Annotated in this window: 28 protein-coding genes, 1 tRNA gene and 1 pseudogene; 24 read left to right on the top strand and 6 right to left on the bottom strand. The window is 67.4% G+C overall.

The annotated features are described in order from the left end of the window. Positions 1-31 precede the first annotated feature (31 nt). Positions 32-586, top strand: a complete 555-nt coding sequence (locus M2650_RS02330; protein WP_249470639.1) for an NADPH-dependent FMN reductase — start codon at positions 32-34, stop codon at positions 584-586. 101 nt (positions 587-687) lie between these two features. Here M2650_RS02330 and M2650_RS02335 read toward each other — a convergent pair whose 3' ends face one another. The 5 genes from M2650_RS02335 to ygfZ all read right to left on the bottom strand — a co-directional run bounded on the left by M2650_RS02335 (position 688) and on the right by ygfZ (position 5,685). After that, positions 688-945, bottom strand: coding sequence for a hypothetical protein (locus M2650_RS02335; RefSeq protein ID WP_425602495.1), 258 nt, complete (start codon positions 943-945; stop codon positions 688-690). After that, positions 908-3,256, bottom strand: a complete 2,349-nt coding sequence (locus tag M2650_RS02340) for an FdhF/YdeP family oxidoreductase (RefSeq protein WP_249470643.1) — start codon at positions 3,254-3,256, stop codon at positions 908-910. The genes M2650_RS02335 and M2650_RS02340 overlap by 38 nt, the downstream gene beginning before the upstream one ends. After that, entirely contained in the window at positions 3,253-4,098 is an 846-nt protein-coding gene (gene fdhD / locus M2650_RS02345) for a formate dehydrogenase accessory sulfurtransferase FdhD (protein ID WP_249470644.1), read from the bottom strand. Before fdhD ends, M2650_RS02340 begins: the two co-directional genes overlap by 4 nt. A gap of 97 nt (positions 4,099-4,195) precedes the next feature. Next, positions 4,196-4,675: an OmpA family protein gene (locus tag M2650_RS02350; RefSeq protein ID WP_249470646.1), complete on the bottom strand. Its 480-nt coding sequence runs from the start codon at positions 4,673-4,675 to the stop codon at positions 4,196-4,198. 158 nt (positions 4,676-4,833) lie between these two features. Beyond that, a complete protein-coding gene (gene ygfZ / locus M2650_RS02355; protein ID WP_249470648.1) occupies positions 4,834-5,685 on the bottom strand; it encodes a CAF17-like 4Fe-4S cluster assembly/insertion protein YgfZ in 852 nt (283 codons plus the stop codon). A gap of 60 nt (positions 5,686-5,745) precedes the next feature. On the opposite strand from ygfZ, the gene M2650_RS02360 reads away from it, so the two are divergent. The 12 genes from M2650_RS02360 (at position 5,746) to lolD (ending at position 13,570) form a co-directional block, all read left to right on the top strand. After that, a complete protein-coding gene (locus M2650_RS02360; protein WP_249470650.1) occupies positions 5,746-5,898 on the top strand; it encodes a DUF1674 domain-containing protein in 153 nt (50 codons plus the stop codon). Positions 5,899-5,989: 91 nt separating this feature from the next. Further along, entirely contained in the window at positions 5,990-6,379 is a 390-nt protein-coding gene (gene sdhC / locus M2650_RS02365; protein WP_249470652.1) for a succinate dehydrogenase, cytochrome b556 subunit, read from the top strand. Further along, the gene (gene sdhD, locus M2650_RS02370; RefSeq protein WP_249470655.1) at positions 6,376-6,774 is read left to right on the top strand and encodes a succinate dehydrogenase, hydrophobic membrane anchor protein; all 399 of its coding nucleotides are present in this window, start codon (positions 6,376-6,378) and stop codon (positions 6,772-6,774) included. Before sdhC ends, sdhD begins: the two co-directional genes overlap by 4 nt. Positions 6,775-6,778: 4 nt before the next feature. Beyond that, positions 6,779-8,569: a succinate dehydrogenase flavoprotein subunit gene (gene sdhA / locus M2650_RS02375; RefSeq protein WP_249470657.1), complete on the top strand. Its 1,791-nt coding sequence runs from the start codon at positions 6,779-6,781 to the stop codon at positions 8,567-8,569. A gap of 49 nt (positions 8,570-8,618) precedes the next feature. Beyond that, positions 8,619-9,077: a hypothetical protein gene (locus M2650_RS02380; RefSeq protein ID WP_249470659.1), complete on the top strand. Its 459-nt coding sequence runs from the start codon at positions 8,619-8,621 to the stop codon at positions 9,075-9,077. Positions 9,078-9,154: 77 nt separating this feature from the next. Beyond that, positions 9,155-9,700, top strand: a complete 546-nt coding sequence (locus M2650_RS02385; RefSeq protein ID WP_249470661.1) for a hypothetical protein — start codon at positions 9,155-9,157, stop codon at positions 9,698-9,700. Between the two features lie 2 nt (positions 9,701-9,702). After that, positions 9,703-10,485: a succinate dehydrogenase iron-sulfur subunit gene (locus M2650_RS02390; protein WP_249470663.1), complete on the top strand. Its 783-nt coding sequence runs from the start codon at positions 9,703-9,705 to the stop codon at positions 10,483-10,485. A gap of 6 nt (positions 10,486-10,491) precedes the next feature. Continuing rightward, positions 10,492-10,923 (top strand): MAPEG family protein, encoded by a 432-nt coding sequence (locus M2650_RS02395; protein WP_249470664.1) that lies wholly within the window; start codon positions 10,492-10,494, stop codon positions 10,921-10,923. Continuing rightward, a complete protein-coding gene (locus M2650_RS02400) occupies positions 10,920-11,168 on the top strand; it encodes an FAD assembly factor SdhE (RefSeq protein ID WP_249470666.1) in 249 nt (82 codons plus the stop codon). Before M2650_RS02395 ends, M2650_RS02400 begins: the two co-directional genes overlap by 4 nt. A 37-nt stretch (positions 11,169-11,205) precedes the next feature. Continuing rightward, the gene (locus tag M2650_RS02405; RefSeq protein ID WP_249470668.1) at positions 11,206-11,571 is read left to right on the top strand and encodes a hypothetical protein; all 366 of its coding nucleotides are present in this window, start codon (positions 11,206-11,208) and stop codon (positions 11,569-11,571) included. Between the two features lie 60 nt (positions 11,572-11,631). Continuing rightward, positions 11,632-12,876 (top strand): lipoprotein-releasing ABC transporter permease subunit, encoded by a 1,245-nt coding sequence (locus tag M2650_RS02410; RefSeq protein ID WP_249470670.1) that lies wholly within the window; start codon positions 11,632-11,634, stop codon positions 12,874-12,876. Further along, positions 12,869-13,570: a lipoprotein-releasing ABC transporter ATP-binding protein LolD gene (lolD, locus tag M2650_RS02415; protein ID WP_249470672.1), complete on the top strand. Its 702-nt coding sequence runs from the start codon at positions 12,869-12,871 to the stop codon at positions 13,568-13,570. The genes M2650_RS02410 and lolD overlap by 8 nt, the downstream gene beginning before the upstream one ends. A gap of 193 nt (positions 13,571-13,763) precedes the next feature. Here the strand turns inward: lolD and M2650_RS02420 are convergent, their stop codons facing one another. Continuing rightward, entirely contained in the window at positions 13,764-14,273 is a 510-nt protein-coding gene (locus tag M2650_RS02420) for a rhodanese-like domain-containing protein (protein WP_249470674.1), read from the bottom strand. Between the two features lie 146 nt (positions 14,274-14,419). Here M2650_RS02420 and M2650_RS02425 point away from each other — a divergent pair. The 11 genes and pseudogenes from M2650_RS02425 to M2650_RS02475 form a co-directional block, all read left to right on the top strand. Further along, positions 14,420-16,931: pseudogene (locus M2650_RS02425) on the top strand (DNA internalization-related competence protein ComEC/Rec2); the annotation flags it as partial. Further along, positions 16,825-17,502 carry a MotA/TolQ/ExbB proton channel family protein gene (locus M2650_RS02430; RefSeq protein ID WP_249470678.1) on the top strand — a complete coding sequence of 226 codons (678 nt, stop codon included), beginning with the start codon at positions 16,825-16,827 and terminating at the stop codon, positions 17,500-17,502. The pseudogene M2650_RS02425 and the gene M2650_RS02430, both read left to right, overlap by 107 nt. A 17-nt stretch (positions 17,503-17,519) precedes the next feature. Continuing rightward, the gene (locus tag M2650_RS02435; RefSeq protein ID WP_249470680.1) at positions 17,520-17,942 is read left to right on the top strand and encodes an ExbD/TolR family protein; all 423 of its coding nucleotides are present in this window, start codon (positions 17,520-17,522) and stop codon (positions 17,940-17,942) included. Further along, a complete protein-coding gene (gene msbA / locus M2650_RS02440; RefSeq protein WP_249470682.1) occupies positions 17,939-19,714 on the top strand; it encodes a lipid A export permease/ATP-binding protein MsbA in 1,776 nt (591 codons plus the stop codon). The genes M2650_RS02435 and msbA overlap by 4 nt, the downstream gene beginning before the upstream one ends. Then, a complete protein-coding gene (lpxK, locus tag M2650_RS02445) occupies positions 19,711-20,700 on the top strand; it encodes a tetraacyldisaccharide 4'-kinase (protein WP_249470684.1) in 990 nt (329 codons plus the stop codon). The genes msbA and lpxK overlap by 4 nt, the downstream gene beginning before the upstream one ends. 114 nt (positions 20,701-20,814) lie before the next feature. Continuing rightward, positions 20,815-21,600 carry a 3-deoxy-manno-octulosonate cytidylyltransferase gene (gene kdsB, locus M2650_RS02450; RefSeq protein ID WP_249474156.1) on the top strand — a complete coding sequence of 262 codons (786 nt, stop codon included), beginning with the start codon at positions 20,815-20,817 and terminating at the stop codon, positions 21,598-21,600. Continuing rightward, a complete protein-coding gene (locus tag M2650_RS02455; RefSeq protein ID WP_249470686.1) occupies positions 21,600-22,076 on the top strand; it encodes a low molecular weight protein-tyrosine-phosphatase in 477 nt (158 codons plus the stop codon). The genes kdsB and M2650_RS02455 overlap by 1 nt, the downstream gene beginning before the upstream one ends. 35 nt (positions 22,077-22,111) lie before the next feature. Next, positions 22,112-23,515 carry a hypothetical protein gene (locus M2650_RS02460; RefSeq protein ID WP_249470688.1) on the top strand — a complete coding sequence of 468 codons (1,404 nt, stop codon included), beginning with the start codon at positions 22,112-22,114 and terminating at the stop codon, positions 23,513-23,515. Then, a complete protein-coding gene (gene uvrC, locus M2650_RS02465) occupies positions 23,512-25,365 on the top strand; it encodes an excinuclease ABC subunit UvrC (RefSeq protein ID WP_249470690.1) in 1,854 nt (617 codons plus the stop codon). Before M2650_RS02460 ends, uvrC begins: the two co-directional genes overlap by 4 nt. Beyond that, positions 25,362-26,006, top strand: coding sequence for a CDP-diacylglycerol--glycerol-3-phosphate 3-phosphatidyltransferase (gene pgsA / locus M2650_RS02470; protein ID WP_249470692.1), 645 nt, complete (start codon positions 25,362-25,364; stop codon positions 26,004-26,006). The genes uvrC and pgsA overlap by 4 nt, the downstream gene beginning before the upstream one ends. After that, positions 25,997-26,072: transfer RNA gene (locus tag M2650_RS02475), tRNA-Gly, on the top strand. The genes pgsA and M2650_RS02475 overlap by 10 nt, the downstream gene beginning before the upstream one ends. Positions 26,073-26,178: the final 106 nt, after the last annotated feature.

Here is a 26,178-nt window from a genome sequence, read left to right on the forward strand (position 1 = left end):
GTCTGTGCGCGGACAACATCGGAGTGCCGCCATGAGCAAGACCAAAGTCGCCGTCTTCGTCGGCAGTTTGCGCAAGGACTCGATCAACAAGAAGCTTGCCAGGGCTGTCGAAAAACTGATGCCGGCCGATTTCGAGTTCGACTACGTCCGCATCGACAACTTGCCGCTGTACAACCAGGATTTCGACGCAGATTATCCCGCCGAAGCCAAGCGCCTGAAGCAGCAGATCGAAGCCGCCGACGCGGTGTTGTTCGTCACCCCCGAATACAACCGTTCCGTGCCCGGCGTGCTGAAGAACGCCATCGATATCGCCTCGCGCCCTTGGGGCACCAATTCCTTTGCGGGTAAACCCGGCGCGGTGATCGGCGCCTCGATCGGCCCGATCAGCACGGCGATCGCGCAGCAGCACCTGCGCGGGTCGTTGGCCTTCGTGGATGTGCCGACGCTGGCCCAGCCCGAAGTCTTCATCCACTTCAAGGAGGGGATGTTCGACGACGACGGCAGCATCGGGCCGGACGATACGCGCAAGTTCTTGCAGGGCTTCGTCGACAAGTATGTGGGCTGGGTGGCCAAGCACCGCGCCTGACCCTGTTTTCTTTTTGTAGGAGCGGCTTCAGCCGCGAGCTTTTGATTTTTTGCCGTCAGCGAAAAAACTCGCGGCTGAAGCCGCTCCTACAAAAGCGGCTCCTACGGTGCGTGGTTGCGGCCGCGGTCGGTGAGCACGGCGATGTCCAGCTCGCCACGGCGCTCGACCCGCACCCATCCCGGCCCGGATTCGCCGCCGATGCTGTCGTCGCCGAGCCACGCGAGTTCGCGCAGCAGCACGCTCATGCGCACGTCCAGCCGCTTGCACAGGCGCGGCAGCGAGACGCCGTCCGGCTCGCGCGCGAGTTCGGCGAGCAAGGCGTCAGCGAACGACGGCGACGGGGATGTCACGCGGCGCATCCGTCGGTCCGTCCTGCGCATGCGGCAGCACGATCACCGGAATCGATTTCGAAGTGGGCGTGCGCGCCCCGTCGGCGAAGCTCGACAGCGGCACCAGCGCGTTCGTCTCCGGGTAGTACGCGGCCAGGCAGCCGCGGGGTATCGAGTACTCGACCAGCATGAACCGGTTCGCGCGCCGGTGCGCGCCGTCGTCGCCGAGGCTTTCTATGTCGACCCAGTCGCCGGCGCTCATGCCCAGCGCGGCGATATCGTCGGCGTGGGCGAACAGCACGCGCCGCTCGCCGAAGACGCCGCGGTAGCGGTCGTCCCATCCGTAGATCGTCGTGTTGTACTGGTCGTGCGAGCGCACGGTGGTGAGCGTGAAGACCGGCGACGATGCGGCGGCGCGCGCGCGATGCACCGGCAGGTCGGTCGGCACGGCGTGCGCGACGAACATCGCCTTGCCCGCCTGCGTGTGCCACTGCCGCTGTCCGGCGGCGTTGCTCAGGCGGAAGCCGCCAGGCACGGCCACGCGACGATTGAAATCGTGGAAATCGTCGAACACTTCGGCGATCTTGTCGCGTATCCGCCCGTAGTCCGCGATCAGCCAGCGCCACGGCGTCTTGCTGCGCGTGCCCAAGGTGGCCTCGGCCAAGCGCGCCACGATCGCAGGTTCGGACAGCAACTCCGTCGACGCCGGCGCGTTGATGCCGGCCGACAGGTGCACCATGCTCATCGAATCTTCTACCGTCACCGCCTGCGGCCCGGTTTCCTGCATGTCGATTTCGGTGCGGCCCAGGCAAGGCAGGATCAGCGCTTCGCGGCCGTGCACCAGGTGGCTGCGGTTGAGCTTGGTGGCCACGTGCACGGTCAGGTCGCAATTGCGCAGCGCGCGGTGCGTGGCCGCCGTATCCGGCGTGGCCGTGGCGAAATTGCCGCCCATCGCGAAGAACACTTTGCCGCGGCCGTCGAGCATGGCTTCGATCGCGCCGACGGTGTCGAACCCGTGCTCGCGCGGCGGCTCGAAGCCGAACACGTCGCGTAGCCTGTCGAGGAATTCGGGCGCGGGCTTTTCGTAGATGCCCATGGTGCGGTCGCCCTGCACGTTGCTGTGGCCGCGCACCGGGCAGGCGCCGGCGCCCGGCCTGCCGATATTGCCGCGCAGCAGCAGCAGGTCGACGATCATATGGATCGTCGCCACCGAATGCTTGTGCTGGGTGATGCCCATGCCCCAGCAGCAGATGACGCCGTCCGCAGCGAGGTAGATGTCGGCGGCGCGGCGCAATTGCCCGCGCGACAGGCCGGATTCGGCCTCGATCGTTTCCCAGCTTTCGGCGGCCACGTCCGCCGCGAAGCCATCGAAACCCACGGTGTGCGCAGCGATGAACTCCGCGTCGATCGCGCGCGCCGCGCCGCTGCGCTGCGCCTGCGCATCGGTCTCGAGCACATGCTTGACGATGCCTTTGACCGCGGCCAGGTCGCCGCCGATCCGCAGCTGGAAATAGTCCGACGAAATCCGGGTCGAGCCGCCGCTGAGCATCTCCAGCTTGTCCTGCGGATCGGCGAAGCGCTCCAGTCCGCGCTCCCGCAGCGGATTGAACGAGACGATCGCCGCGCCGCGCTTGGACGCCTTGCGCAACTCGCCGAGCATGCGCGGATGGTTGGTGCCGGGGTTCTGGCCGAAAATGAAGATCGCATCGGCCAGTTCGAAGTCGTGCAGCGACACCGTGCCCTTGCCGACGCCGATCTGCGGCGTCATCGCCGTGCCGGACGGCTCGTGGCACATGTTGGAGCAGTCCGGGAAATTGTTGGTGCCGTATTCGCGCACGAACAATTGATACAGGAAGGCGGCTTCGTTGCTGGTGCGGCCGGAGGTGTAGAAGATCGCGCGATCCGGAGATCCCAGGCCGTTGAGATGCGCGGCGACGGTTGCGAAAGCTTCGTCCCACGACAGCGGCAAATAGCGGTCGCTGGCGGCGTCCCAGCACATGGGATGGGTCAGCCGGCCTTGGTCCTCCAGCCAATGATCGCTATAGCGCGACAGTTCGGCGACGCTGTATTTCGCGAACAATTCGGGCGTAGCGCGGCGCTTGGTGGATTCCGCCGCGACCGCTTTGGCGCCGTTTTCGCAGAATTCGAATGTGGAAGTGTGGTCGCGGTCCGGCCAGGCGCAACCCGGGCAGTCGAAACCGTCGGGCTGGTTGGCCGATAGCAGCGTGCGCGCGCCGCGGACCGGGATGTCCTGTTCGAAAAGGTGTTTGGTCGCGCTGCGCAACGCGTCCCAGCCGCCGGCGGGGCCGTCGTAACGACGGATGGTTTTCTTCCCGCTCATGCCGCGGCTTCCGATGCGCCGTCGTGCAGGCGTTGCGGATGGGAATAGACGACGAAGCCGTCGTCGCGCGCGAAACCGACCAGGGTCAGGCCGGCGGAATCGGCCAATGCGATCGCGAGCGTCGTCGGCGCGGAGATCGCGGCGAGCAGCGGAATGCCGGCCTGCGCGGCCTTCATCGCCATCTCGTAGCTGGCCCGGCTGGTGACCACGGCGAATCCGGACGAGGGTTCGATGCCGGCGCGCGACAGGGCGCCGATCAGCTTGTCGAGCGCGTTGTGGCGGCCGACGTCCTCGCGCACGAGCGCGATGCGGCCATCCGCTTGCGCCCAGGCGGCGGCATGGGTCGCGCCAGTCAGCGCATTCAATGGTTGCTGGGCCTGCAGTTCGCGCAGTGCGCGGTCTAGAGAAATGGCGGCGATCGCCGGATCGGCTTCCAACGCCGGCGGCGGACGCAGCACGGCTTCGATCGACGCGGTGCCGCAGATGCCGCATCCGCTGCGCCCTTGCAGGTTGCGGCGACGCGCCTCGAGTCCGGCGGCGAGCGATTCCGGAATCGACATGTCGATCGAGATACCTTCCAGCGACGTGTCGATGGCCAGGATCTTCAATTGCGCGGCGCAAGGCACGATGCCTTCGCTCAACGAGAAGCCGAGCGCGAAATCCTCCAGGTCGCCGGGGGTGGCCATCATCACCGCGAACGGCGCGCCGTTGTAGGCGAGGGCGACGGGCATTTCGGCCGCGACCAAGTCTCGGGTGTCGTCGATGCGCGAGCCGCGATGACGCTGGACGCGTTTTTCGACCGCGCCTTGCGGCGGTTCTTGCTGGCGTCCGGAGCGTTTCATCTGTCGGCGGATTATCGCGAAAACGCCGTGATTTTTCCGGTAACGGCAAAAACCCGGCGCGAGGCCGGGTTTCTGTGTCGGCGGCGCCGCGCAGCCGTTACGGCGCGACGATCCGGATCTCGACGCGGCGATTGGGCGCCAGGCAGGCGATCAGCGCATCGCGGTCCTTGTCGTCGCATTCCACCACCGGTTCGACGCTGCCGCGGCCGACTGCGGTGATCTTGTCGGCCGGTACGCCTTTCTGCACAAGATAGTCGCGCACCGCGTCCGCGCGCCGGGTCGACAGATCGACGTTGGCCTTGGCATTGCCAATGCGGTCGCTGTGGCCGATGACGTGCACCATTTCGTAAGGACGGCTGCCGAGTCCGGCTGCCAATGCGTCGAGTTGGGTTCTACCCTCGTCGCTGAGGTTGTCTAGGCTCGATTTGCCGAAGGCGAACAGGCTGTCGGACGACAACTTCTGGTTGTAGGACATCGGCGGCGGTGTCGGCTCCGCCGGTTTGGTTTGCGTTGTGGTACAGGCCGGCAGCAGTGCGGCGGCCAGTATGGCGATGGTTACGATGTTTGCCTTGTTCATTGCGTATCCCTCCCTAGTGCGCGTGAAGAACGAGGTCGCGCGGTCGGACCGCCTGGGACAGGCGATATGGCCGGCGATTTCCCCGGAGCCGAGCATAACAAGGCGAATGTGTCATTGCCGCCGGCGGTCGGGCCATGCCGCCGCTCGCCCGATCCGGCTCAGCGAGCCAGGCCGCCCAGCAGGTCCGACGCCTGGAGGGCCGCGCCGTCGGCGCGCAGGCCGGTCGCGGCATGCTCCAGCGGCAGCACGGCCAGGGCCCGCCAACGGCCATCGGCCGTGATCGCGCTGACGATGCTGCCGATAGCGCGTTCGCCGTCGCTCACCTGCATGCCGACGGTGAGCGGTGCATCGCTGTCGAACAGCGCCAGCCCACGCTTGGCCTGTCCGAGGAAGTGCGTGCGAGCGACGATTTCCTGGCCCGGATAGCAGCCTTTCTTGACGCTGTACGCACGCAACCGGTCGAGCGAGAGTTGTTGCGGCGTCCATTGTTCGCGCTGCGAAGACGGCAGACGCGGCAGGCCGTGGGCGAGATCGAAGGCCGTCCAGCGGGCGTGCAGGGCGGCATCGGTTGCGGCCGCCGGACTAGGGGCGATCGTCAATCTGCGGGCGCCGCCATCCGCGCCCGCGTCCAGCGCGACATCGCCGCTATCGCCTATCGACAATTGCGCTCCGGCGGCCTTAGTCGGCGCATCGAACCGTCCGGTCGCATGCAGATCGTCGCGCACGGCGATCGCCAGTTTGCTGCGGAACACGAAGCGCTGCAGCGCCGATGCGAATTCCATAGGATCGGCATCCTGCAGCAGCAGCCAAAGGGTTTCGTCGTCGAGCTTGAGCAGCGCGAACAGCGCGATCACGCGGCCTTTCGGCGTCAGCCAGCCGCTCCATTGCCAGTGCCCGGCCGCCAATCCCTTCACCTCGCTCATGAATTGCGCGTGCGCGAAAGCCACGGCATCGCGGCCGCTCAAGGCGACGATACGGTGGTCGGGCAGGGCGAACGGCGAGGGCTGCAAAGTGCGTGGCTTGTCCGGAAAGGGGGCGGGAACTAAACTTAGCGGGTTACGAGGCCCAGAATGATAGGCGAAACCGTACCGACACCCGAACCGGAGCAGGCCGAACAGTCCGTCCCGGAAACGACGCCCGCCAAGGAGATCGGCGGCCGCGAAGGCCCCGAGCCGACGCGTTACGGCGATTGGGAAAAGAACGGCCGCTGCATCGATTTCTGACGTCCCGCATGTCGCCCGGGTAGAAATCGGCGTTCCCGGGTTTGCGCCAGCCACGCGGCCCCGGCCGCCCAGCGAGAGAAAGAGCCGCACGATGGCGAACCGCGAACGTCCCCTGTCACCGCATCTGCAGGTCTACCGCTGGCAGATCACGATGACGATGTCGATCCTGCACCGCGTTACGGGTTGTGCCCTGGCGGTCGGCGCGTTCGGATTGGCCTGGTGGCTGCTGGCGATGGCTGCCGGCGGCGATCATTACGCGAACTTCGCGCAGTGCCTGGCATCGCCGCTGGGCAAGTTCGTGCTGTTCGGCTTCACCGCGTCGCTGGTCTATCACTTGTTCAATGGCATCCGTCATCTGCTCTGGGATGCCGGGCGCGGTTTCGACATCCCGGCCGTCTACAAATCCGGTTACACCGTGATCGCGCTGAGCATCATCGTCACCGCGGCGCTGTGGTTCTTAGCAATGCGGGGTGGCGCATGAGCGGTTCGCGCATCCGCGACATGAGGACGCCGCTGGCCCGCGCCCGCGGCCTGGGTTCGGCCAAGTCCGGCGTCGGCCATTTCTGGTGGCAGCGCGTCACCGCGATCGTGCTGGCGCTGATGGTGCCGTGGCTGGTCTGGCTGCTGGTGTCGCTGGCCGGCGCCGATCTGGAAACGGCGCGCGCGGCGGTCGCCAGGCCTTGGAACGCGATCCTACTGTCGATTTTCGTCGTCGCGCTGTTCTGGCACGCCAAGCTCGGCGTGCAGGTGGTGATCGAAGACTACGTCCATACCCGCGCGCTGGAAGTGGCGTCGCAACTCCTCGTCACTTTGGCCTGCGTATTGGGGGCGGTTGCGTCCCTTTACGCCATCGGCCGCATCGCGCTGATGGCCTGACCACATGAAGACTGCTTACCCGATTACCGAACACAAGTACGACATGATCGTCGTCGGCGCCGGCGGCGCCGGTTTGCGCGCCACGTTCGGCCTGGCGCAAAAAGGCCTGCAGACGGCTTGCCTGACGAAGGTATTCCCGACCCGCTCGCACACCGTCGCGGCGCAGGGCGGCATTTCCGCCGCGCTCGGCAACATGGGCGAGGACGACTGGCGCTATCACTTCTACGACACGATCAAGGGCTCGGACTGGCTGGGCGACCAGGACGCGATCGAGTACATGTGCAAGGAAGCGATTCCGGCCATCATCGAACTCGAGCACCAGGGCGTGCCGTTCAGCCGCACCGAAGACGGCCGCATTTACCAGCGCCCGTTCGGCGGCATGACCACCCATTACGGCAAAGGCACCGCGCAACGCACCTGCGCCGCGGCGGACCGTACCGGGCATGCGATCCTGCATACGCTGTACCAGCAGTCGCTGAAGCACGACGCGCGTTTCTTCATCGAATACTTCGCGCTCGACCTGATCATGGACGAGCACGGCGCCTGCCGCGGCGTGCTGGCGCTGGACATGGCCGAGGGCACGCTGCACCTGTTCCGCGCCCACGGCGTGGTGCTGGCCACCGGCGGTTACGGTCGCGCCTATTTCTCGGCGACTTCGGCCCATACCTGCACCGGCGACGGCGGCGGCATGGCGCTGCGCGCCGGTCTGGGCCTGCAGGACATGGAATTCGTGCAGTTCCACCCGACCGGCGTGTACGGCGCCGGCGTGCTGATCACCGAGGGCGTGCGCGGCGAAGGCGGCATCCTGCGCAACGACAAGGGCGAGCGCTTCATGGAGCGTTATGCGCCCAATGCGAAGGATCTGGCTTCGCGCGACGTGGTGTCGCGATCGATGACCATCGAGATCCGCGAGGGACGCGGCGTGGGTCCGAAGAAGGACCATATCCACCTGGACCTGACTCACCTCGACCCGAAAGACATCCACGAAAAGCTGCCCGGCATCGCCGAGAGCGCGAGGATCTTCGCTAATGTCGACGTGACCAAGCAGCCGATCCCGGTGATCCCGACCGTGCACTACAACATGGGCGGCATCCCGACCAACTACCACGGCGAAGTGGTGCAGCTGAAGAACGGCGATCCCGACGCGGTCGTGCCGGGCCTGTATGCGATCGGCGAGGCGGCCTGCGTGTCCGTGCACGGCGCCAACCGCCTGGGCTCGAACTCGCTGCTCGACCTGGTCGTGTTCGGACGCGCGGTGGCCAACCGCTGCGCCGAGACCATCAAGCCGGGGCAAAGCCATTCCAGGCTGGCGGAAGACGCTTGCGACAAGTCTCTCGCGAACCTCGACAGGCTGCGCAACGCCAACGGCGGCACGCCGACCGCGGCGATCCGCGACAACATGCAGCACACCATGCAGGCCGATGCGGCCGTGTTCCGCACCGGCGAAACGCTTGGCCAAGGCGTCGAGAAGATCCGCGAGATCAACGCTTCGTTCGCCGACGTCAAGGTCAGCGACCGCTCGCTGGTATGGAACTCGGACCTGATCGAAACCTACGAGCTGCAGAACCTGCTCGGCCAGGCGCTGGCGACGATCGTGTCCGCCGAGAACCGCACCGAGTCGCGCGGCGCGCATGCGCGCGAGGATTTCCCCGAGCGCGACGACCAAACCTGGCAGAAGCACACGCTGTGCTGGGTCGGCGACGACGGCAAGACCACCATCGATTACCGCCCGGTGCACATGTACACGCTCACCGACGAGGTGGCCGTGGTGCCGCCCAAGCCACGCGTCTACTGACCGGAGGTCCGCCGTGCGCAGCGCTCACTTGGTTCTTATCGCATCGTCGATGACGGCCTTCGCCGCCGCGGCCGCGGAGCCGCAGGCCGACGCCTGGGTCCAAGGCCCGGAGCGTCCGTCGCTCAACGGCGAAGCGGGCAAGACTTGGTTTTCGCCGGTGTTCGGCCGCCGCAGCGGCACGTTTCCGGCGATGTACGATTCGATGCAGGACACCCGCGACTCGGTCACCGGCGATTTCCTCGTCGCGCGCTTCCGCTACACCTACGATGCGCCGATCGGCGAGGGCAGCAAGATCAGCCCGCGCCACGACGAGTCGATCACCGAAGTACTGCTCGATTGCGACCGGCATTTCAGCGGCACTGCCTCGATACGCTATCTGCTGGACGGGAAGGAAGTCGCGCGCCAGGACGACGGCGCGGACGACATCCTGATGACGCAGATGGAGAACGACGCCGGCACCACCGTCGGCGACCTTTGCGAATTCGCCCGCCAGCGCGGCGCGAAGTAGGGCATATGGCCGAATCCAGGCTACCGAAGCGTTCGCAAATCCGGAAAGGCGGGCGTTTCGTCTTCAGGCGCTCAGTCGTGCGCTGTTCGGCGCTGTTGCTGGCCGGTTGCGGCGTCGCAGCGGCGGGCGAGCGGATCGCGCTGGAGGGCTCGGACGTCACGGTCGAAGTGCAGCACGATTGGATGATGATGGCGAGCGACGCGTCGTCGTTGCATTTGAACGTGTGCAATCCGGCGATGGCCGATGGCTGCCAGGTGCTGGCGCAGATGTATGTGGAGAAGCTATCGGGCGCGATGGCGCCAGCTTCGCTGGACGCCGTATTCCGCTCCGCTTCGGTCGTAAGCGCAGACAACCCGGTTCCGGCCCGATGGATCAAGGTCGCTGGGTACGATGCGGTCGAGACCGCAGCGCTCGGCGACGTCAACTACAACTACGGCGAAGGCCGCGGTGGTACGGCGAAGATGGCTTATCGCGAGATCACGCTGCGGGCCGGGCCGGCATTCTATCGCTGCGGCGTGTCGGCTTCGCCCGATGCAGATTGGACCCGCTGGCGCGGTGCGCTTCACGATTTTTGTTCTTCATTGCGGTTCGTCGACGCGAAAAAAACGATCGGAACGAAGTAATCATGGCTGAATTCACTCTTCCCAAGAACTCGAAGGTCCAGAAGGGCAAGCATTTCGCCGCCCCCAGCGCGAAACAGCCACGTACTTTCAAGGTGTACCGCTGGAGCCCGGACGACGACGCCAATCCGCGCACCGATACTTACGAGGTCGACCTCGAGGCGTGCGGCCCGATGGTTCTGGACGCGTTGATCAAGATCAAGAACGAGATCGATCCGACGCTCACGTTCCGCCGTTCCTGTCGGGAAGGCATCTGCGGCAGCTGCGCGATGAACATCGACGGCACCAATACGCTGGCCTGCACCAAGGCCATTGCGGACTGCGGCAAGAGCGAAGTGCCGATCTATCCGCTGCCGCACATGGAAGTGGTCAAGGACCTGGTGCCGGACCTGACCCATTTCTACGCGCAGTACGCCTCGATCCAACCGTGGATCCGCACCCAGAGCGCGCCGCCACCGGACCGCGAGCGCCTGCAGTCCAAGGAAGACCGCGCCAAGCTCGACGGCCTGTACGAATGCATCCTGTGCGCCTGCTGCAGCACCAGCTGCCCGAGCTACTGGTGGAACGGCGACCGTTACCTGGGCCCGGCTATCCTGCTGCAGGCCTACCGCTGGATCATCGACAGCCGCGACGAAGACACCGGCGCGCGCCTGGACGACCTCGAGGATCCGTTCAAGCTCTATCGCTGCCACACGATCATGAATTGCGCGCGCACCTGCCCGAAAGGCTTGAACCCGGCCAAGGCGATCGGCGAGATCAAGCAGCTGATGCTGGCGCGCAGGGGCTGAGCCCGCATGCCGAGCACGACGCCGAGCATCGTGGTCTTCTATCCGGCGTTCGCGCTGGTGGCGCTGACGTTCTTGGTGTGGTGCCGCTTGTACATCGTCCGCATCGGACAGATGAGGCGCGAGCGCATCCACCCGCAAACGGTGGCGACGTCCGCGCAAGCGGCCGCAAAACTTACTGATAGCCGTGCAGCGGACAACTTCCGGAATCTTTTCGAGCTGCCGGTGCTGTTCTACATGGCGCTCGCGATCGCGGCGCTGACGGACTCGGCGACCCCGGTGTTGATGGCGTTGGCTTGGGCGTTCGTGGCGCTGCGTTTTGCGCACAGCGCCATCCACTGCGGCTACAACAAGGTCATGCACCGTTTCATGGCGTATATGGCCGGCGCCGCCGTGCTTTGGCTGCTGTGGGCGTACTTGGCGTTTCTGCTGTTGTCGTGAGCGACGAGGCGGAACTCAAACGCCTGCGCTGGCGCTGTCGCCGCGGCATGCGCGAGCTCGACCAGTTGATGCTGCGCTATCTCGACCAGGCGTGGACGCAGGATTCCGACGCGCAACGCGGGGTTTTCCTAAAGCTGCTGGACGGCGAGGACGATAAGCTCTGGCGCTGGTTCATGGGCTACGACGTCCCCGAAGATGGGCAAATCGCCGCGCTGGTCGAACGCATCCGCCAGTTGCCGCCTTGAGTGGCGGCCGTCGCGCTGGTTGGTCGCGGCGATCCTGATGTTGGCCTTGCTGGGCGCGTTGTCGCTCGTCGTCTCCGAGATGCCTCGCGCTTGGGCTTGGCCGCTGGCCGCGGCTGCGCTCGCGTATGGGGGCGCCAAAGCGCGGCACGAGGCGCGCAAGCCTGCGCAGGCCTGGTTCTGGCCGGGCGACGGCCGGCCGGCGACGGCCGATGGCGTGGCGGCGAGGGACGTCGCCGTCGCTTGGCGCGGCCCGCTGGCGTTCGTCCGCTGGCGCGATGCCGCCGGCCGCTGGCGACGGCAGAGCTGGTGGCCGGACACGCTGCCGGCCGCGCGGCGACGTGAACTGCGTCTGGCCGCGGCATCGGTCCGGGCTTCGCGGTCCGCGGCTTCGATGGCACCATAGCCGTCCCTGTCCGGCGTCGGCACGCGGGCTCCCGCAATAACGGGTTCCAGAAAGCACTAGATGTTCAAACCCATCCCCGTCGCCATCGGCCTGCGCTACCTGCGCGCCAAACGCCGCAACGGCTTCATCTCCTTCATTTCGCTGGCCTCGATCCTGGGCATCGCGCTGGGCGTGGCCGCACTGATCACCACGCTGGCCGTGATGAGCGGTTTCCAGCGGGAAATCCGCGACCGCATGCTGCAGATGGCCGCGCACGCCACGGTCGCCGCCGACGATGGCGACGTGATGGCCGACTGGCCGTTGGCGGTCCGCTCGGCCATGCAGGACAAACGCGTCGCAGGCGCCGCGCCTTATGTCGAAACCTGGGGCCTGTTGACCGGCGTGCGGCGCGAGCCCGCCATCCTGCGCGGCGTGCTGCCGGCAGAGGAGGGCAAAGTGTCCGTGCTGGCCGACAAGATGGTCCAGGGCAAGCTGGACCAGTTGTCGCCGGGCAGCTTCAACATCGTGCTGGGCAAGGAACTGGCGATCTGGCTCGGCGCCGGCGTCGGCGACAAGGTCACGGTGATGACCGACATGCGCGCCACGCCGATGGGCGCCATTCCGCAGCTGAAACGCTTCACCGTCAGCGGCATCTTCGAGGCCGGCTACCAGGAATACGACCGCAACCTGGCGGTGATCAACCTGCAGGACGCGCAGAAGCTGGCGCGCATCGGCGACGGCGTCACCGGCGTGCGCCTGAAGCTGCACGACATGAACCTGTCGTGGGACGTGGCCCGGGACCTGGCGATACGGCTGCACGGCGGCTACCGCGTCAGCGACTGGAGCAGCGAGAACGCCAACATGTTCCGCGCGCTGAAGCTGGAGAAGACGATGATGGCGATCCTGCTGTCGCTGATCATCGCGATGGGCGCATTCAACCTCGTCTCCTCGCAGGTGATGCTGGTCACCGACAAGCAGGCCGACATCGCCATCCTGCGTACCTTGGGCCTGGCGCCGAAGGGCGTGATGCAGATATTCATGGTGCAGGGCACGCTGATCGGCGTGATCGGCACTTTCATCGGCGTGGTCGGCGGCATTTTGCTGACGCTGAACCTGGAGCACATCCTGCGCGCCATCGAGCAGGTGTTCAGCGTGCAATTGATGCCCGAAGACGTGTACTACATCACCGGCCTGCCGACCGAGCTGCAGGCCAGCGACGTGGTCGCGATCGCGATCGTGGCGTTGGTCATGAGCTTCCTGGCCACGATCTACCCGGCCTGGCGCGCGTCGCGCACGGCGCCGGCGGAGGCGCTGCGCTATGAGTGAGCGGATGCAGGTATTGCACGCCGACGGCCTGGCCAAGACCTATGCCGAGGGCAAGCTGCGCACCCCGGTGTTCGACGGGTTGCATCTGGAGGTGACGGCGGGCGAGACCGTTGCCATCGTCGGCGCGTCTGGCGCCGGCAAGAGCACGCTGCTGCATCTGCTGGGCGGGCTGGATACGCCGACCGCGGGCGAAGTCTATGTCGCCGGGCAGAAGATGTCCGCCCTGTCCGATGCGGCGCGCGGCGCGTTGCGCAACAAGGCGCTGGGCTTCATCTATCAATTCCATCATCTGTTACCGGAATTCACGGCGCTGGAAAACGTGATGCTGCCGGTGCTGCTCAACGGCACCACGGTGCCGGATGCGTCGTCGCGCGCGAGGACGCTGCTGGAATCGGTCGGCTTAGGGCATCGCTTGGAGCACAAGCCGGGCGAACTGTCCGGCGGCGAGCGCCAGCGCGCCGCGGTCGCGCGCGCGCTGGTCAACCGGCCCGCCTGCGTGCTCGGCGACGAACCCACCGGCAACCTGGACGAAAAAACCGCCGCGCACGTCTTCGAGCTGATGCTGGAACTCAACCGCGAGCAGAAGACCAGCCTGGTCATGGTCACCCACGACCGCCGCCTGGCGCGGCGGCTCGACCGGGTGCTGGAACTGCACGAAGGCAAGCTGCGCGAGCTGGCGCCGGAAGAAGTCTGACCCGACACAGCCTCGGCCTCTTGTAGAGCGGGGCTTGCCCGCTGCTTTTGTAGGTGCGAATTCATTCGCACGCGCTTTTCCATCGGCGTAAAAGCTTTTCGTAGGAGCGGCTTCAGCCGCGAGCTCTTCCGGCCGCGTCGCAGCCGGCGAGAAAAGCTCGCGGCTGAAGCCGCTCCTACGAAAAGCAAAACCGTTACTGCCGGCCCACGTCGGTACCTTCGAAAACGATCTTGGCCTGATGGATATCGAACAACGGCCCGAGTTCGTAGACGTTCTCGTACCCATAACTATGCAGCACGTTGTAGGTGTAGATGTTCAACGAGGCAGTCACGGCTTTCGACGGAAACGCGCCGGGCGCATTGAGGAAGTTGTTGTTGCAGTAGATCAGCACGCGGGTCGATTTGTCGGGCAGGATACTGGCCAGCTCGTCGGCGGTGATGTCGGGCAGGCTCAGATTCCTGGCGCCCTTGATGTGCAGCTGCGCGTATTTTTCCGCGCTGCGCGCATCCAGAACCACGGTGCCCGGCTCGTTCGCCATGCGGATGAATTCGTCCTCGGTGAGCCGATGGCGTTGGCGGATTTCCCCGACATGGGCGACCTGCCCGGCGAAGCCGTCGTAATCGATCAGGCGATTGGGGATTTCCTGGGCCTGGGCGACGCCGGCGAACGCCAGCAGCAGTGTCGGCACTATCGGCTTTTTCATGGCTCCGCCTCGATGACGGCCGAACGGCCGTGAGGCGATTCAAGAGCAGGCGGGGTTAATCGGGGCTAAACCCGGCAGGAAATTTCCTACGCGCAGGCATGTGCGGCACCGATAGCCGGACGTGCGGCCTACGGCGACAGTGGGATATGGAAGCTTCCTCCCCGCCAACGCCTTCGGCCCGCCTTGCGCCGGCCCCGTTCGGCATCGCGACCAGCCTGGCGCTGGTGGCCGGCGTCGGCACATGCCTGGTGCTGCCGGCGCTGCCGGCCTGGCCGTGGCTCGCGGCTGCTTTCGCTTTTGGCTTCGCGGGGTGGCTGCGCGCCGATCGTTGGCGGCTCTGCGGGGCGCTATCGCTCGGATTCGGCTTGGCGGGACTGCATGCGGCTTCGACGATGGCGCAGCAACTGCCGCCGGCGCTCGAGCACCAAGAAAGCGTACTGAGCGGACGCATCGTGGGATTGCCGCAAAGCGAACCGCGGCGCACGCGTTTCCGCATGCGCATAGACCGCGATCCCTCGCAACCGGCTGCGTTGCGGGGCCAGGTGGTGCAGTTGTCCTGGTACGACGATTTCGACGCGGTCGCGCCAGGCCCGCGTACCGCGCTGAGCGCCGGCGCGCGTTGGCGGATCCGCGCCAAGCTGCGTGCGCCGCGCAGCTTGCGCAACCCTGGCGGTTTCGACGGCGAACGGCATGCGCTGGCCGAACGCATCGTCGCGACCGGCTACGTGAGGGAACCCGGGACCGCGCGCGCCTTGTCGCCGCCGGCGGGCATCGATGCCTGGCGCGAAGCGACGTCGCGCAGCATCGCCCGGCAAGTGCCGCGGCCGTCTTCGCGCTTCGTTCGTGCGCTGGCGCTGGGCGACACGCAGGCGCTGGACGATCGCGACTGGGAGATCCTGCGCGCCAACGGGCTCACCCACCTGATTGCGATCTCCGGATTCCATGTCGGCTTGGCCGCAGGCTTCTTTGCGCTGTTCGTGCTGGGCTTGTGGCGCGCGTTGCCGGCCTTGGCGCGGCGCGCTCCGCGGTCGCAGGCCGCAGGGGTAGCCGCCTTGCTCGGCGCGGGGGTGTATGCGGCGATGGCGGGCTTCGCGTTGCCGACGTTGCGCACCGTATTGATGATCGCCGTGGTGGTGGCGGCGCGCTTGTGGCGGCGGCCGCCGCATCCTGCACAAGCGCTGGCGTTGGCTGCGTTCGCGTTGTTGTCGGTCGATCCGCTGTCGGCGCTGGCGCCCGGTTTCTGGCTGAGCTTCGTCGGCGTCGCCTGGCTGCTCTGGTGCTTGCCGCGAAGCACGGGCAGCATGCTGCGCGATTTCTTCAGCGCCCAGGGCGTGGCAGCGCTGGGCCTGTTGCCGCTGAGCGCGGTGCTGTTCGGACAGGCTTCGACGGCGGGTCCGCTGGCGAATCTGATCGCAGTGCCGTGGTGGAGCTTGGTGGTCGTGCCGCTATCGCTGCTCGGCCTGGCGGCCGAAGCGTTGAACTCCGGTTCCGGCGGCATGCTCTGGCGGCTGTCGGCGCAGACCTTCGAGTGGAGCTGGCCTGTGTTCGAAGCTTTGTCCGACAGCGGCCTGGCCATGCGCTGGCTGCCCGAACCCGCGTGGTACGCATTGCCGCTGGCGCTGTTCGGCGCGCTCTGGCTCCTGCTGCCGCGCGGCACGCCTGCGAAACCGCTGGCCTTGCTGTTGTGGCTGCCTTTGCTGTGGCCGCAACGCGGGCTGCCGGGCCATGGCGAAGCGGAGCTTACGGTGATCGATGTCGGCCAGGGCTTGTCGGTACTGGTGCGTACCTCCGGGCATGCCTTGCTCTACGACACCGGGCCGGCGGTGCGCGACGGTTTCGATGCCGGCGAACGCGCGGTACTGCCGGCTTTGCACGCGCTGGGCGTACCTAGGCTCGACAAGCTGGTGATCAGCCACGCCGATAACGATCACGCCGGCGGCGCGCATGCCGTACGGCGCGTCATGGCGATCGCGAGCGCTTCTGCGCCGGACGGCGCTGGGCTGCCGCAGACGCGGCCCTGTCTGGCCGGCACGCGCTGGCGATGGGACGGCGTGGAATTCCGCTTCCTGCATCCGCCGCGCCATTTCCCGTACCTGGGCAACGAGGCCAGCTGCGTATTGCGGATCGAGACCGCGCACGGCGCGGCGCTGCTGACCGGCGATATCGGCGAGGTGATCGAGCGGCGGTTGCTGCGCGAGGATCCGGCCGCGGTTCGCGCCGATGTCGTCCAGGTCGCTCATCACGGCAGCCGCAGTTCGTCCGATCCGGGCTTCGTCGCCGCTACCGGCGCCCGTTATGCGTTGCTGTCGGCCGGTTACGGCAACCGCTTCCGGCATCCGAACCCGGCTGTGGTCGAGCGTTGGCAGAGGGCCGGCGCCGAAACGCTGTCCACGCTCGAGGGCGGCGCCTTGCGGATCGGGCTGACTGCGGACGGGATCACGGCGCAGACCCGCCGCCAGCGGCTGCCGCGGCTCTGGGACGCGACCCGGCGGCACGAGCGGGTATCCTATCGGCAGGATCGAACGCGGCCCGATGTGCCGGAAGGTTGAGCGTGCTGGAATTGGTGAAGGCGGGCGGGTGGCCGATGATCCCGCTGCTGCTGCTGACGGTGGTGGGCCTGGCGATCATCGTCGAGCGTTTCTGGAGCCTGCGCCGCAAGGTCGTGCTGCCGCCCGGGTTGGGCGAAGAGGTACGGGCCTGGGCGGCGCGGGGCCGGCTGGATCCCGCCCACATCGATTCGCTGCGCCGCACCTCGCCGCTGGGCGAGCTGCTGGCCGCGGCGCTGGACGTGCGTAACCGCTCGCGCGAGGAGATCCGCGAACGCGTCGAGGACGTCGGCCGCCACCTGGTGCACCGGATGGAGCGCTTCCTCAACACGCTGGGCACGATCGCCGCGGCCGGACCGCTGCTGGGCCTGTTCGGCACCGTGGTCGGCATGATCCAGATGTTCCTGGGCATCCTCGACCACGGCGTCGGCGACGTGAACCAGCTGGCCGGCGGCATCGGCAAGGCGCTGGTGTGCACGGCCACGGGCATGATCGTGGCCGTGCCGGCGTTGATGTTCCACCGCTATTTCCGCGGCCGCATCGCCGAATACATCGTGGCGATGGAGCACGAGGCGATCCGGCTGATGGATACGCTCGATGCGCGCCCCGGGGTGCCGCAGGACCTGCCGGCAACGATGCCGATGGCGTCGGCCTCCGCTTCCGCGCACGCCGGCACGGCCTGAGACCGGGGCCGACAGCGATGCGCATCCGCGACCACCGCGCCGACGACGAGCCCGAGATCAACCTGATCCCGTTGATCGACGTGATCCTGGTGCTGATCATCTTCTTCGTGATCACCACCACCTTCGACACGCGCTCGGTGCTGCGCTTGCAGCTGCCGCAGGCCACCGGCGAGCCGCCCAAGACGCCGCCCAATACGCTCAGCGTGCTGGTCAACGCCGACGGGCGCTATTTCGTCCAGGACCGCGAGGCGCTTCGCACCGACGTCGAGTCGCTCAAGCGCACCATCGTCGATGTCGCCGGCAACGACCGCGACCGTCCAGTGCTGTTGCGCGCCGACGGCCGCACGCCGCACCAGGCGGTGGTCACCGCTTACGACGCGCTCGGTCAATTGGGCTTTCGCCAAATCATGATCGCGACCGCGCCGGAGCCGCGCCGGTGACCGAACCGGCCGGTCCCTGGCCCACCTACAAGCGGCTGCTGGGCTACGCGCGGCCGTACCGGGCGCTGCTGGCGCTGGCCTTCGTCGGCATGGCGATCGAAGCGGCCGCGGGCGCCGGTTTTACGGCGTTGATGAAGCCGATCATCGACGACACTTTCGATCCCAAAAACACCACGATCGAGTGGAAGCTGCCGCTGTTCATCGTCGGCCTGTTCGTGGCGCGCGGCATCGCCGGTTTCGTCACCGACTACAGCATGGCGCGCGCCGGCCGCAGCGTGTCGCGCGACCTGCGCAATCTGCTGCTGGGCAAATACCTGCGCCTGCCGGGTTCGCGTTTCGACAGCGAAACGGTGCCGTCGATGCTGACCCGGCTCGGCGGCGACACCGAGCAGGTCGCGCAGGCGGCGGTCGATGCGTTGAAAGTCATGCTCAGCCAGGGCCTGCAGGTGATCGCGATGTTCGCGGTGATGGTGTGGACCAGTCCGCGGGTGACGCTGGCGATCCTGCTGCTGGGCCCGGTGCTGGCTTTCGTGATGGACAAGGTCGGGCGCCGCTACCGCAGCATCAACCATCGCATCCAGGAAGGCGCGGCCAAGATGCTGCAGAGCGCCGAGCAGTCGCTGCACGGCCATCAGGAAGTCAAGATATACGGTGCGCAGGAAGCCGAACTCAAACGTTACGGCGATCTTGTGCAGCACAATCTGCAGCTGAGCCTGAAAGTGGAGACTACGCGTTCGTCCGCTTCGGTGCTGGTGCAGCTGATGGGCGCGATCGGCCTGGCCGTGCTGTTGCTGGTGGCCGGGCACGAAGCGGTGCAGGGCCGTCTGACCGCCGGCGATTTCGTGCGGATGATGATCGCGATGATGGCGATCATCCCGTCGCTGCGGCAGCTGACCAACGTGCAGAGCATGCTGCAGCGCGGCGTTTCGTCGGCCAATCGCCTGTTTTCGGTGCTGGACGCGCCGGAAGAGGCCGACACCGGCACGCGCAAGCTCGATCGCGCCAAGGGCGAGATCGAATTCCGCAACATCACCGCGCGCTACGCCGGCCAGCAGGAAGCGGCGCTGGAAGACATCAGTTTCGTCGCGCGGCCCGGCACCGTGACGGCGATCGTCGGGCGTTCCGGCAGCGGCAAGACCACGCTGATCCGGCTGATTCCGCGCTTCTATACCGCCGAAAGCGGGCAGATCCTGCTCGACGGCCATCCGATCGAGGAATATCCGCTCGCCGACTTGCGCCGCCAGATCGCGCTCGTCAGCCAGGGCGTGATGCTGTTCGACGACAGCGTCGCCGCTAACGTCGCTTACGGCGAGATGGCCGGAGCCAGCGGCGAAGAGCTCGCCGCGGCGATCCAAGGCGCCAATGCGATGGAATTCGTCGAACGCCTGCCGCAGGGCGCCGATTCGCCGATCGGCGAGAACGGCGGGCGCCTGTCCGGCGGACAGCGCCAACGCCTGGCGATCGCGCGCGCGATGCTGAAGGACGCGCCGATCCTGATCCTGGACGAGGCCACGGCCGCGCTGGACAACGAATCCGAGCGCCTGGTGCAGGATGCGCTGCAGCATCTGATGCCGGACCGCACCACGCTGGTCATCGCCCATCGTTTGTCGACCATCGAGCACGCCGACCAGGTGCTGGTGCTCGACCGCGGCCGCCTGGTGGAGCAGGGCACGCACAGCGAGTTGATCGCGCGCGGCGGCGTGTACGCGCGCTTGCACCGCATGCAGTTCCGCGAGCCCGCGAGCGCGGACAACGCGCCGGATCCGGCATGAGCGGCAGCGCGCGGCAACCGCCGGCGTGGTGGTACGACGGCAGCACGCCGCCGCTGCACGCCCGTCTGGCTTCCGGATTGTTCTCCGTGTTGGCGTCGTCGCGTCGCGCGCTGTTCCGCAAGGGGTGGCGTCGCCGCGTGCGGGTCGGCGCGCCTGTGGTGGTGATCGGCAACCTCACCGCCGGCGGCACCGGCAAGACGCCGCTGGCGATCGCGCTGGTGGAGCGCCTGGCCGCTGCCGGCCGCAAGCCCGGCGTGGTCAGTCGCGGTTACGGCCGCGCGGACGAATCGAAGCCCGTATGGGTGGAGCGCGATACCGACGCGGCCGTCGCCGGCGACGAACCGGTGCTGATCGCGCGCCGCTGCGGCATCCCGGTGCGCGTCGATCGCGACCGCGTCGCCGGCGCCCGTGCGCTGGTCGCAGCCGGCTGCGACGTCGTCGTCTGCGACGACGGCCTGCAGCATTACCGGCTGGCGCGCGACGTGGAAGTCGAAGTGATCGACGGCGCGCGCCGTTACGGCAACGCCCGCCTGCTGCCGGCCGGACCGATGCGCGAGCCGCCCGAGCGCGGCGCGGAGTGCGATTTCCGCGTGGTCAACGGCGGCGACACCGGCTTCGGCGAATGGCCCATGCGCTTGCATTCCGACCAGGTGCAACCCCTGCTCGGCGGCCGCGCGCGGCCGTTGGCGGGATTCGCCGGGCAGCGCGTGCATGCGGTGGCTGGTATCGGCAACCCCGAGCGTTTCTTCGCGATGCTGCGCGGCCACGGCATCGCCGTGGTGCCGCACGCGTTTCCGGATCATCATCGCTATGTGGCCGAGGATTTCAGCTTCGGCAGCGATCTGCCGGTGCTGATGACCGAAAAGGATGCCGTGAAGTGCGCGGCATTCGCCACCGAGCGTTATTTCCGCGTGCCCGTAACGGCAGAGTTGCCTGAAGCGTTTTGGATCGCGTTGTTGGACAGGTTGCACAAGCCCGGCCGGTAACGAGATGTACGTCATCCCGAACGCAGTGAGGGACCTGTTTGTTCGCCTTAATCGCGACAGTGGTAAATCCGATGTCCGATTTTCCGGGGCGACTCACGAATACTGACCTTGAGCATGCCAACTAATCCAGACTTCATCGTCGCCATTCCCGCCCGTTACGCCGCCAGCCGTTTGCCGGGGAAGCCGCTGCGGCTGCTCGGCGGCGAGCCGCTGGTAGTGCACGTAGCGCGCCGTGCGCTGGCCGCCGGCGCGCGAGAGGTCTGGGTGGCGGCGGACGACAATCGCATCGCGCAAGCGCTGCGGGAGACGGACGTACGCGTGGCGATGACGTCGCCTGGGCATGTTTCCGGCACGGACCGGCTCGCCGAATGCGCGCAGATCGCCGGTTGGAGCGACGACACCCTCGTCGTGAATCTGCAGGGCGACGAGCCTTTCGCGCCGGCTGCGGGCATCCGCGCCGTCGCGGAATTGTTGCAGAGCTCCGCTGCCGCGATGGCGACGCTCGCCGCTCCGATCCAGGACGCGGAAACCCTGTTCGATCCGAACGCGGTGAAGCTGGTGCGTTCCGATAGCGGCGATGCGCTGTATTTCAGCCGTGCGCCGATTCCATGGCCGCGCGACGCCTTCGCCAAAGACCGCAGCCGCCTGCCGGGGAATGCCGACGGAGAGCCGGAATGGTTGCGCCACATCGGCATTTACGCCTACCGCGCGGGTTTCCTGCGCCGGTTTGCGGCGATGCCGCCCGGACGCCTCGAGCGGCTCGAATCGCTCGAGCAGCTGCGGGTCCTGGAAGCCGGCCACCGGATTGCGGTCGCGATCACGCCCGAACCGTTCCCGCCCGGCGTCGACACGCCCGAAGACCTGGCCCGCGCCGAGGCGACGCTGTCCGGAGCGGGTTGATGCGCGTTCTGATGGTGTGCCTGGGCAACATCTGCCGCTCGCCGATGGCCGAGGGCTGGTTGCGATCGCGCATCGCGCGGACGCCGGCGCTGGCGGGGCGGATCGAAGTCGATTCGGCCGGCCTTGGCGACTGGCACGTGGGCGGCCCGCCCGATCCGCGCGCCATCGCCACTGCCGCTGCGCACGGCATCGACATTTCCGGCCAGCGCGCACGGCAGGTGCAACCGTCCGATTTCCGTGCCGACAGCCTGATCCTGTGCGCCGATGCGAGCGTGTTGCAGCAGGTGCAGCGGCGTTGCGGCACGGCCGCCGCACTGGGCATCGAACGGATGCTGGTATGGGCAGGCCTGCCGCCGCCGTTCGACCTGGCCGATCCCTACCAGGGCGGCCCCGCCGACTTCCAAGCCGTCTGGGATCGGATCGACGCGGCCGGGGAGCGGATGATCGGACGCCTGCAACGGGAGCTTGGCGCATAATCTTGGCCATGCTTGGCAACGGACCGAACGCAGCGATGGCGACCAGCGCCCCGGAACTGACCGACCGCCTGACCTGGCCGGGCCGCCCCGAGGCCCTGCGCATGGCCGATTTGCGCGGCGCGCCGGCGCTGCTGCTGTTCGGCTGCGCCAGTTCGGCCTGGACGCGGCAACGGTTGGACGACATGTCGCGCCTGCTGCGCCGGCACGGCGACAAGCTGCAGGCGGCGGCATTGATCGCGCCGCGTTTCGACGCCGAACGCGATCCGCGCAACCTGCAGCAATTGCAGGCCGAACATGCGTTGCCGTTTCCGCTGGCGCTGGACGCCGATTGGGTGGCGTGGCAGCAATTCGGCATCGAGTCGTGGCCGACGTTGCTGTTGCTCGATGCGCAAGGCCGCGAACGCAAGCGCATCGTCGGCGCCGGCCCGATGGCCGAACTGGCCGAGCTCGTGCAGGCCTTGGTCGCTGAAACGCCGGAAGTCCCGGCCAGGAAGAAACCCGCGGCCAACGGCAAGCGCGGTCTGATGCCCGAGCTGCCGCTGTCGTATCCCACGGCACTGGTGGTGGGCACGGGCAAGCTGTACCTGGCCGACACCGGCCACCACCGCATCCTGGAATGCGATTTCAACGGCCGCATCGTGCGCCAGTTCGGCAGCGGCGCCTACGACTACATGGACGGCGGCGCGGGCGACGCCGCTTTCCGCCGTCCCCAGGGCCTGGCGCTGCAGCGCGAAGCCCTGTTCGTGGCGGACACCGGCAACCATGCCCTGCGCCGCATCGATCTGCTCAGCGGCGACGTGACCACCTTGTGCGGCAACGGCGAGGGACCGACGCAGATCGGTACCGCGACCATCGATCAGCCCTGCGGCCTGCAGGCATCCGCCTCGCACCTGTACGTGGCGATGGCCGGCGACAACCGCATCTGCGCTTACGACCTGTCCCGCGGCGCGCTGGAAACCGTCGCCGGTTCGGGCTTCTTCGCGATCAACGACGGCAACGGCATGTTCGCCGCGTTCGCGCAACCCACCGGCCTGGCTTTGCGCCAGGATGTGCTGTACGTGTGCGATGCGGCCGGCTCGGCGATCCGCGCCGTCTACTTGCGCGACCAGCGCGTGCAGACGCTGGTGGGGCAGGGACCTTACGACTTCGGCAACATCGACGGCCCGCGCAGCATCGCGCGCCTGCAATGGCCGCGCGCGATCGCGCTGGATCCGCACGATCCGCTGCTATGGATCGCCGACGCCGGCAACGACCGCCTGTGCACCCTGCGCCTGGGCGGCGGCGTCGTCAGCGGCTTCAGCCTGCCGCAACGCCTGCATAGCCCCGGCGGCGTGGCTTGCGGCAACGACGCGCTGTGGATCGCCGATACCGGCGCGCATGCCCTGCTCAGACTCGACGGTCGCGACGGCACCTTGCGTCACGTACCGGTAGGCGAATGAGCCGGCAGAAAGAGACCAGCTTCGACGGCAAGGCTTTCGTCCGCCAGCTGAGCACGGCGCCCGGCGTGTACCGCATGTTCGCCGCCGACGACAGCGTGCTGTACGTCGGCAAGGCCGGCGCGCTGCGCAACCGCGTGGCGAGCTATTTCAACGCCGCCCCGAAATCGCCCCGCACCCTGGCGATGCTGGCCCAGGTCGCGCGCATGGAAGTCACGACCACGCGCACCGAAGGCGAGGCGCTGCTGCTGGAGAACCAGCTGATCAAATCGCTGCGGCCGCGCTACAACGTGCAGCTGCGCGACGACAAGAGCTATCCCTACGTATTGCTGACCCAGGAGGAATGGCCGCGGCTGGCCTTCCACCGCGGCCCGCGCAACCTGCCCGGGCGCTATTTCGGCCCGTATCCCAGCGCCGGCGCCGTGCGCGAGACGCTGGGCACCATGCACAAGCTGTTCAAGCTGCGCAGTTGCGAGGACAGCGTGTTCCGCAACCGTTCGCGGCCGTGCCTGCAGTACCAGATCGGCCGCTGCAGCGCGCCGTGCGTGGGCTTCGTCGAAGCCGGCGAATACGCCGCCGCGGTGCGCCGCGCGTCGCTGTTCCTCGATGGCCGCAGCGACGAGCTGGCGGACGAGCTGACCACGGCGATGGAAACGGCCAGCGCGCGCCTGGAATTCGAGCAGGCCGCACGCCTGCGCGACCTGGTCACCACGCTGCGCAAGCTGCAGGCGCGGCAGTACGTCGACGGCAAGGCCGCCGAGCTGGACGTGCTGGCCTGCGCGATGCACGGCAGCGCCGCCTGCGTGCTGCTGCTCGCGTTCCGCGACGGCCGCAACCTCGGCACCCGTGCCTTCTTCCCCAAGACCAACGGCGTGGACAGCGCGGAAGAGGTGTTGTCCGCCTTCGTTTCGCAGTACTACGCCGAACAGCCGGCGCCGCGCGAGATCGTGCTCGACCGCGACATTCCCGACCGCGAACTGATCGAACACGCGCTCAGCGCCGAGGGCGGCCGCAAGGTGCAGATCAAGACCAGCGTCCGCGGCGAGCGCGCCGGTTACCTCGACCTGGCGCGCCGCAATGCCGAACTCTCGCTCGCGACCGAACTTTCCAGCCAGGCCGCGCAGGGCGCGCGGCTGGAAGCGCTGCGCGAACTGCTGCAACTGGACGAAGCGCCGCAGCGCATCGAGTGCTTCGACATCAGCCACACCATGGGCGAGGCGACCGTCGCGTCCTGCGTGGTGTTCAACGCCGACGGCCCGCTGCGCAGCCAGTACCGCCGCTACAACATCGCCGGCATCGAACCGGGCGACGATTACGCGGCCATGCATCAAGCGCTCGACCGCCGGTTCAGGCGCGCGGTGGAAGAGGGCGGCGTGCTGCCCGACCTGCTGCTGATCGACGGCGGCGCCGGCCAGCTGGCCCAGGCGCGCGAAGTTCTGGGCGACCTGGGCGTGGACGGCGTGCGCCTGGTCGGCGTGGCCAAGGGCGAGGGGCGTCGCGCCGGCCATGAGACGCTAGTGTTGCCGGACGGACGCGAGCTGCATCCGGGCCCGGATTCGCTGGGCCTGCAGTTGATCCAGCAGGTCCGCGACGAAGCGCACCGCTTCGCCATCACCGGCCACCGCGGACGCCGCCAGAAAGCGCGCAGCAGCAGCCGCCTGGAAGACATTCCCGGCATCGGTCCGCGCAGACGCGCTAATCTGTTGCGGCATTTCGGCGGTTTGGCGGGCCTGAAGGCCGCGGGCATCGAGGAAATCGCCCGGGTCGAAGGCGTCAACGCCGCGCTGGCCGAGCGGATCTACGCGGCGCTGCACGGACTGGAGCGGCCGCAACAGGAGTCAGGCAAGGGATGAAGTTGACGGTACCGACCATGCTCACGCTGCTGCGGATCGTGATGATTCCGGTGCTGGTGCTGGTGTTCTACCTGCCTTTCAAGTGGACCAATTTCGCCTCCGCCGCGGTGTTCGGCCTGGCGGCCCTGACCGATTGGCTGGACGGCTGGATCGCCCGCCGCTACCACCAGTACTCCGCTTTCGGGGCCTTTCTGGACCCGGTGGCGGACAAGCTGATGGTGGCCACGGCGCTGTTCCTGATCGTTCAGGGGCATCCGACGCCGTGGATGGCGTTCTGGGCGTCGGTGATCGTGGGCCGCGAGATCGCCGTCTCCGCATTGCGCGAATGGATGGCCGAACTGGGCCAGCGGGCCAAGGTGGGCGTGGCTGCCATCGGCAAGATCAAGACCGTCGTGCAGATGCTGGCGCTGCTGTGCCTGCTGTATTCGGTCACGCCGGAAAAGCCGCCGCGTCCGGCGGCATGGCTGGGCGAGCCGATTTTCCACATCGGCGACTGGCTTTTGGCGGCTGCCGCCCTGTTGACCTTGTGGTCGGGGTATGCCTACCTGCGCGCCGCATGGCCGGTTTTGCGAGCCGGCGAGGGCGTCGCTGTTGACACTCCCGCGTCAGACGTTAAAATTCCGCCTCTTCCGCGGGAATAGCTCAGTTGGTAGAGCGCAACCTTGCCAAGGTTGAGGTCGCGAGTTCGAGTCTCGTTTCCCGCTCCAGATCCAGCAACCCCGGCTCGCCGGGGTTTCGTTTTAATGGGGTCTTGAAGGCGTCCGTGCATTCGTCGGCCGGAAGCCATAAGCTGTTTTTTCGACGAAACGTCAC

Origin of the sequence: Luteimonas galliterrae, assembly GCF_023374055.1 — a bacterium.
Lineage (GTDB): Bacteria > Pseudomonadota > Gammaproteobacteria > Xanthomonadales > Xanthomonadaceae > Luteimonas_C > Luteimonas_C galliterrae.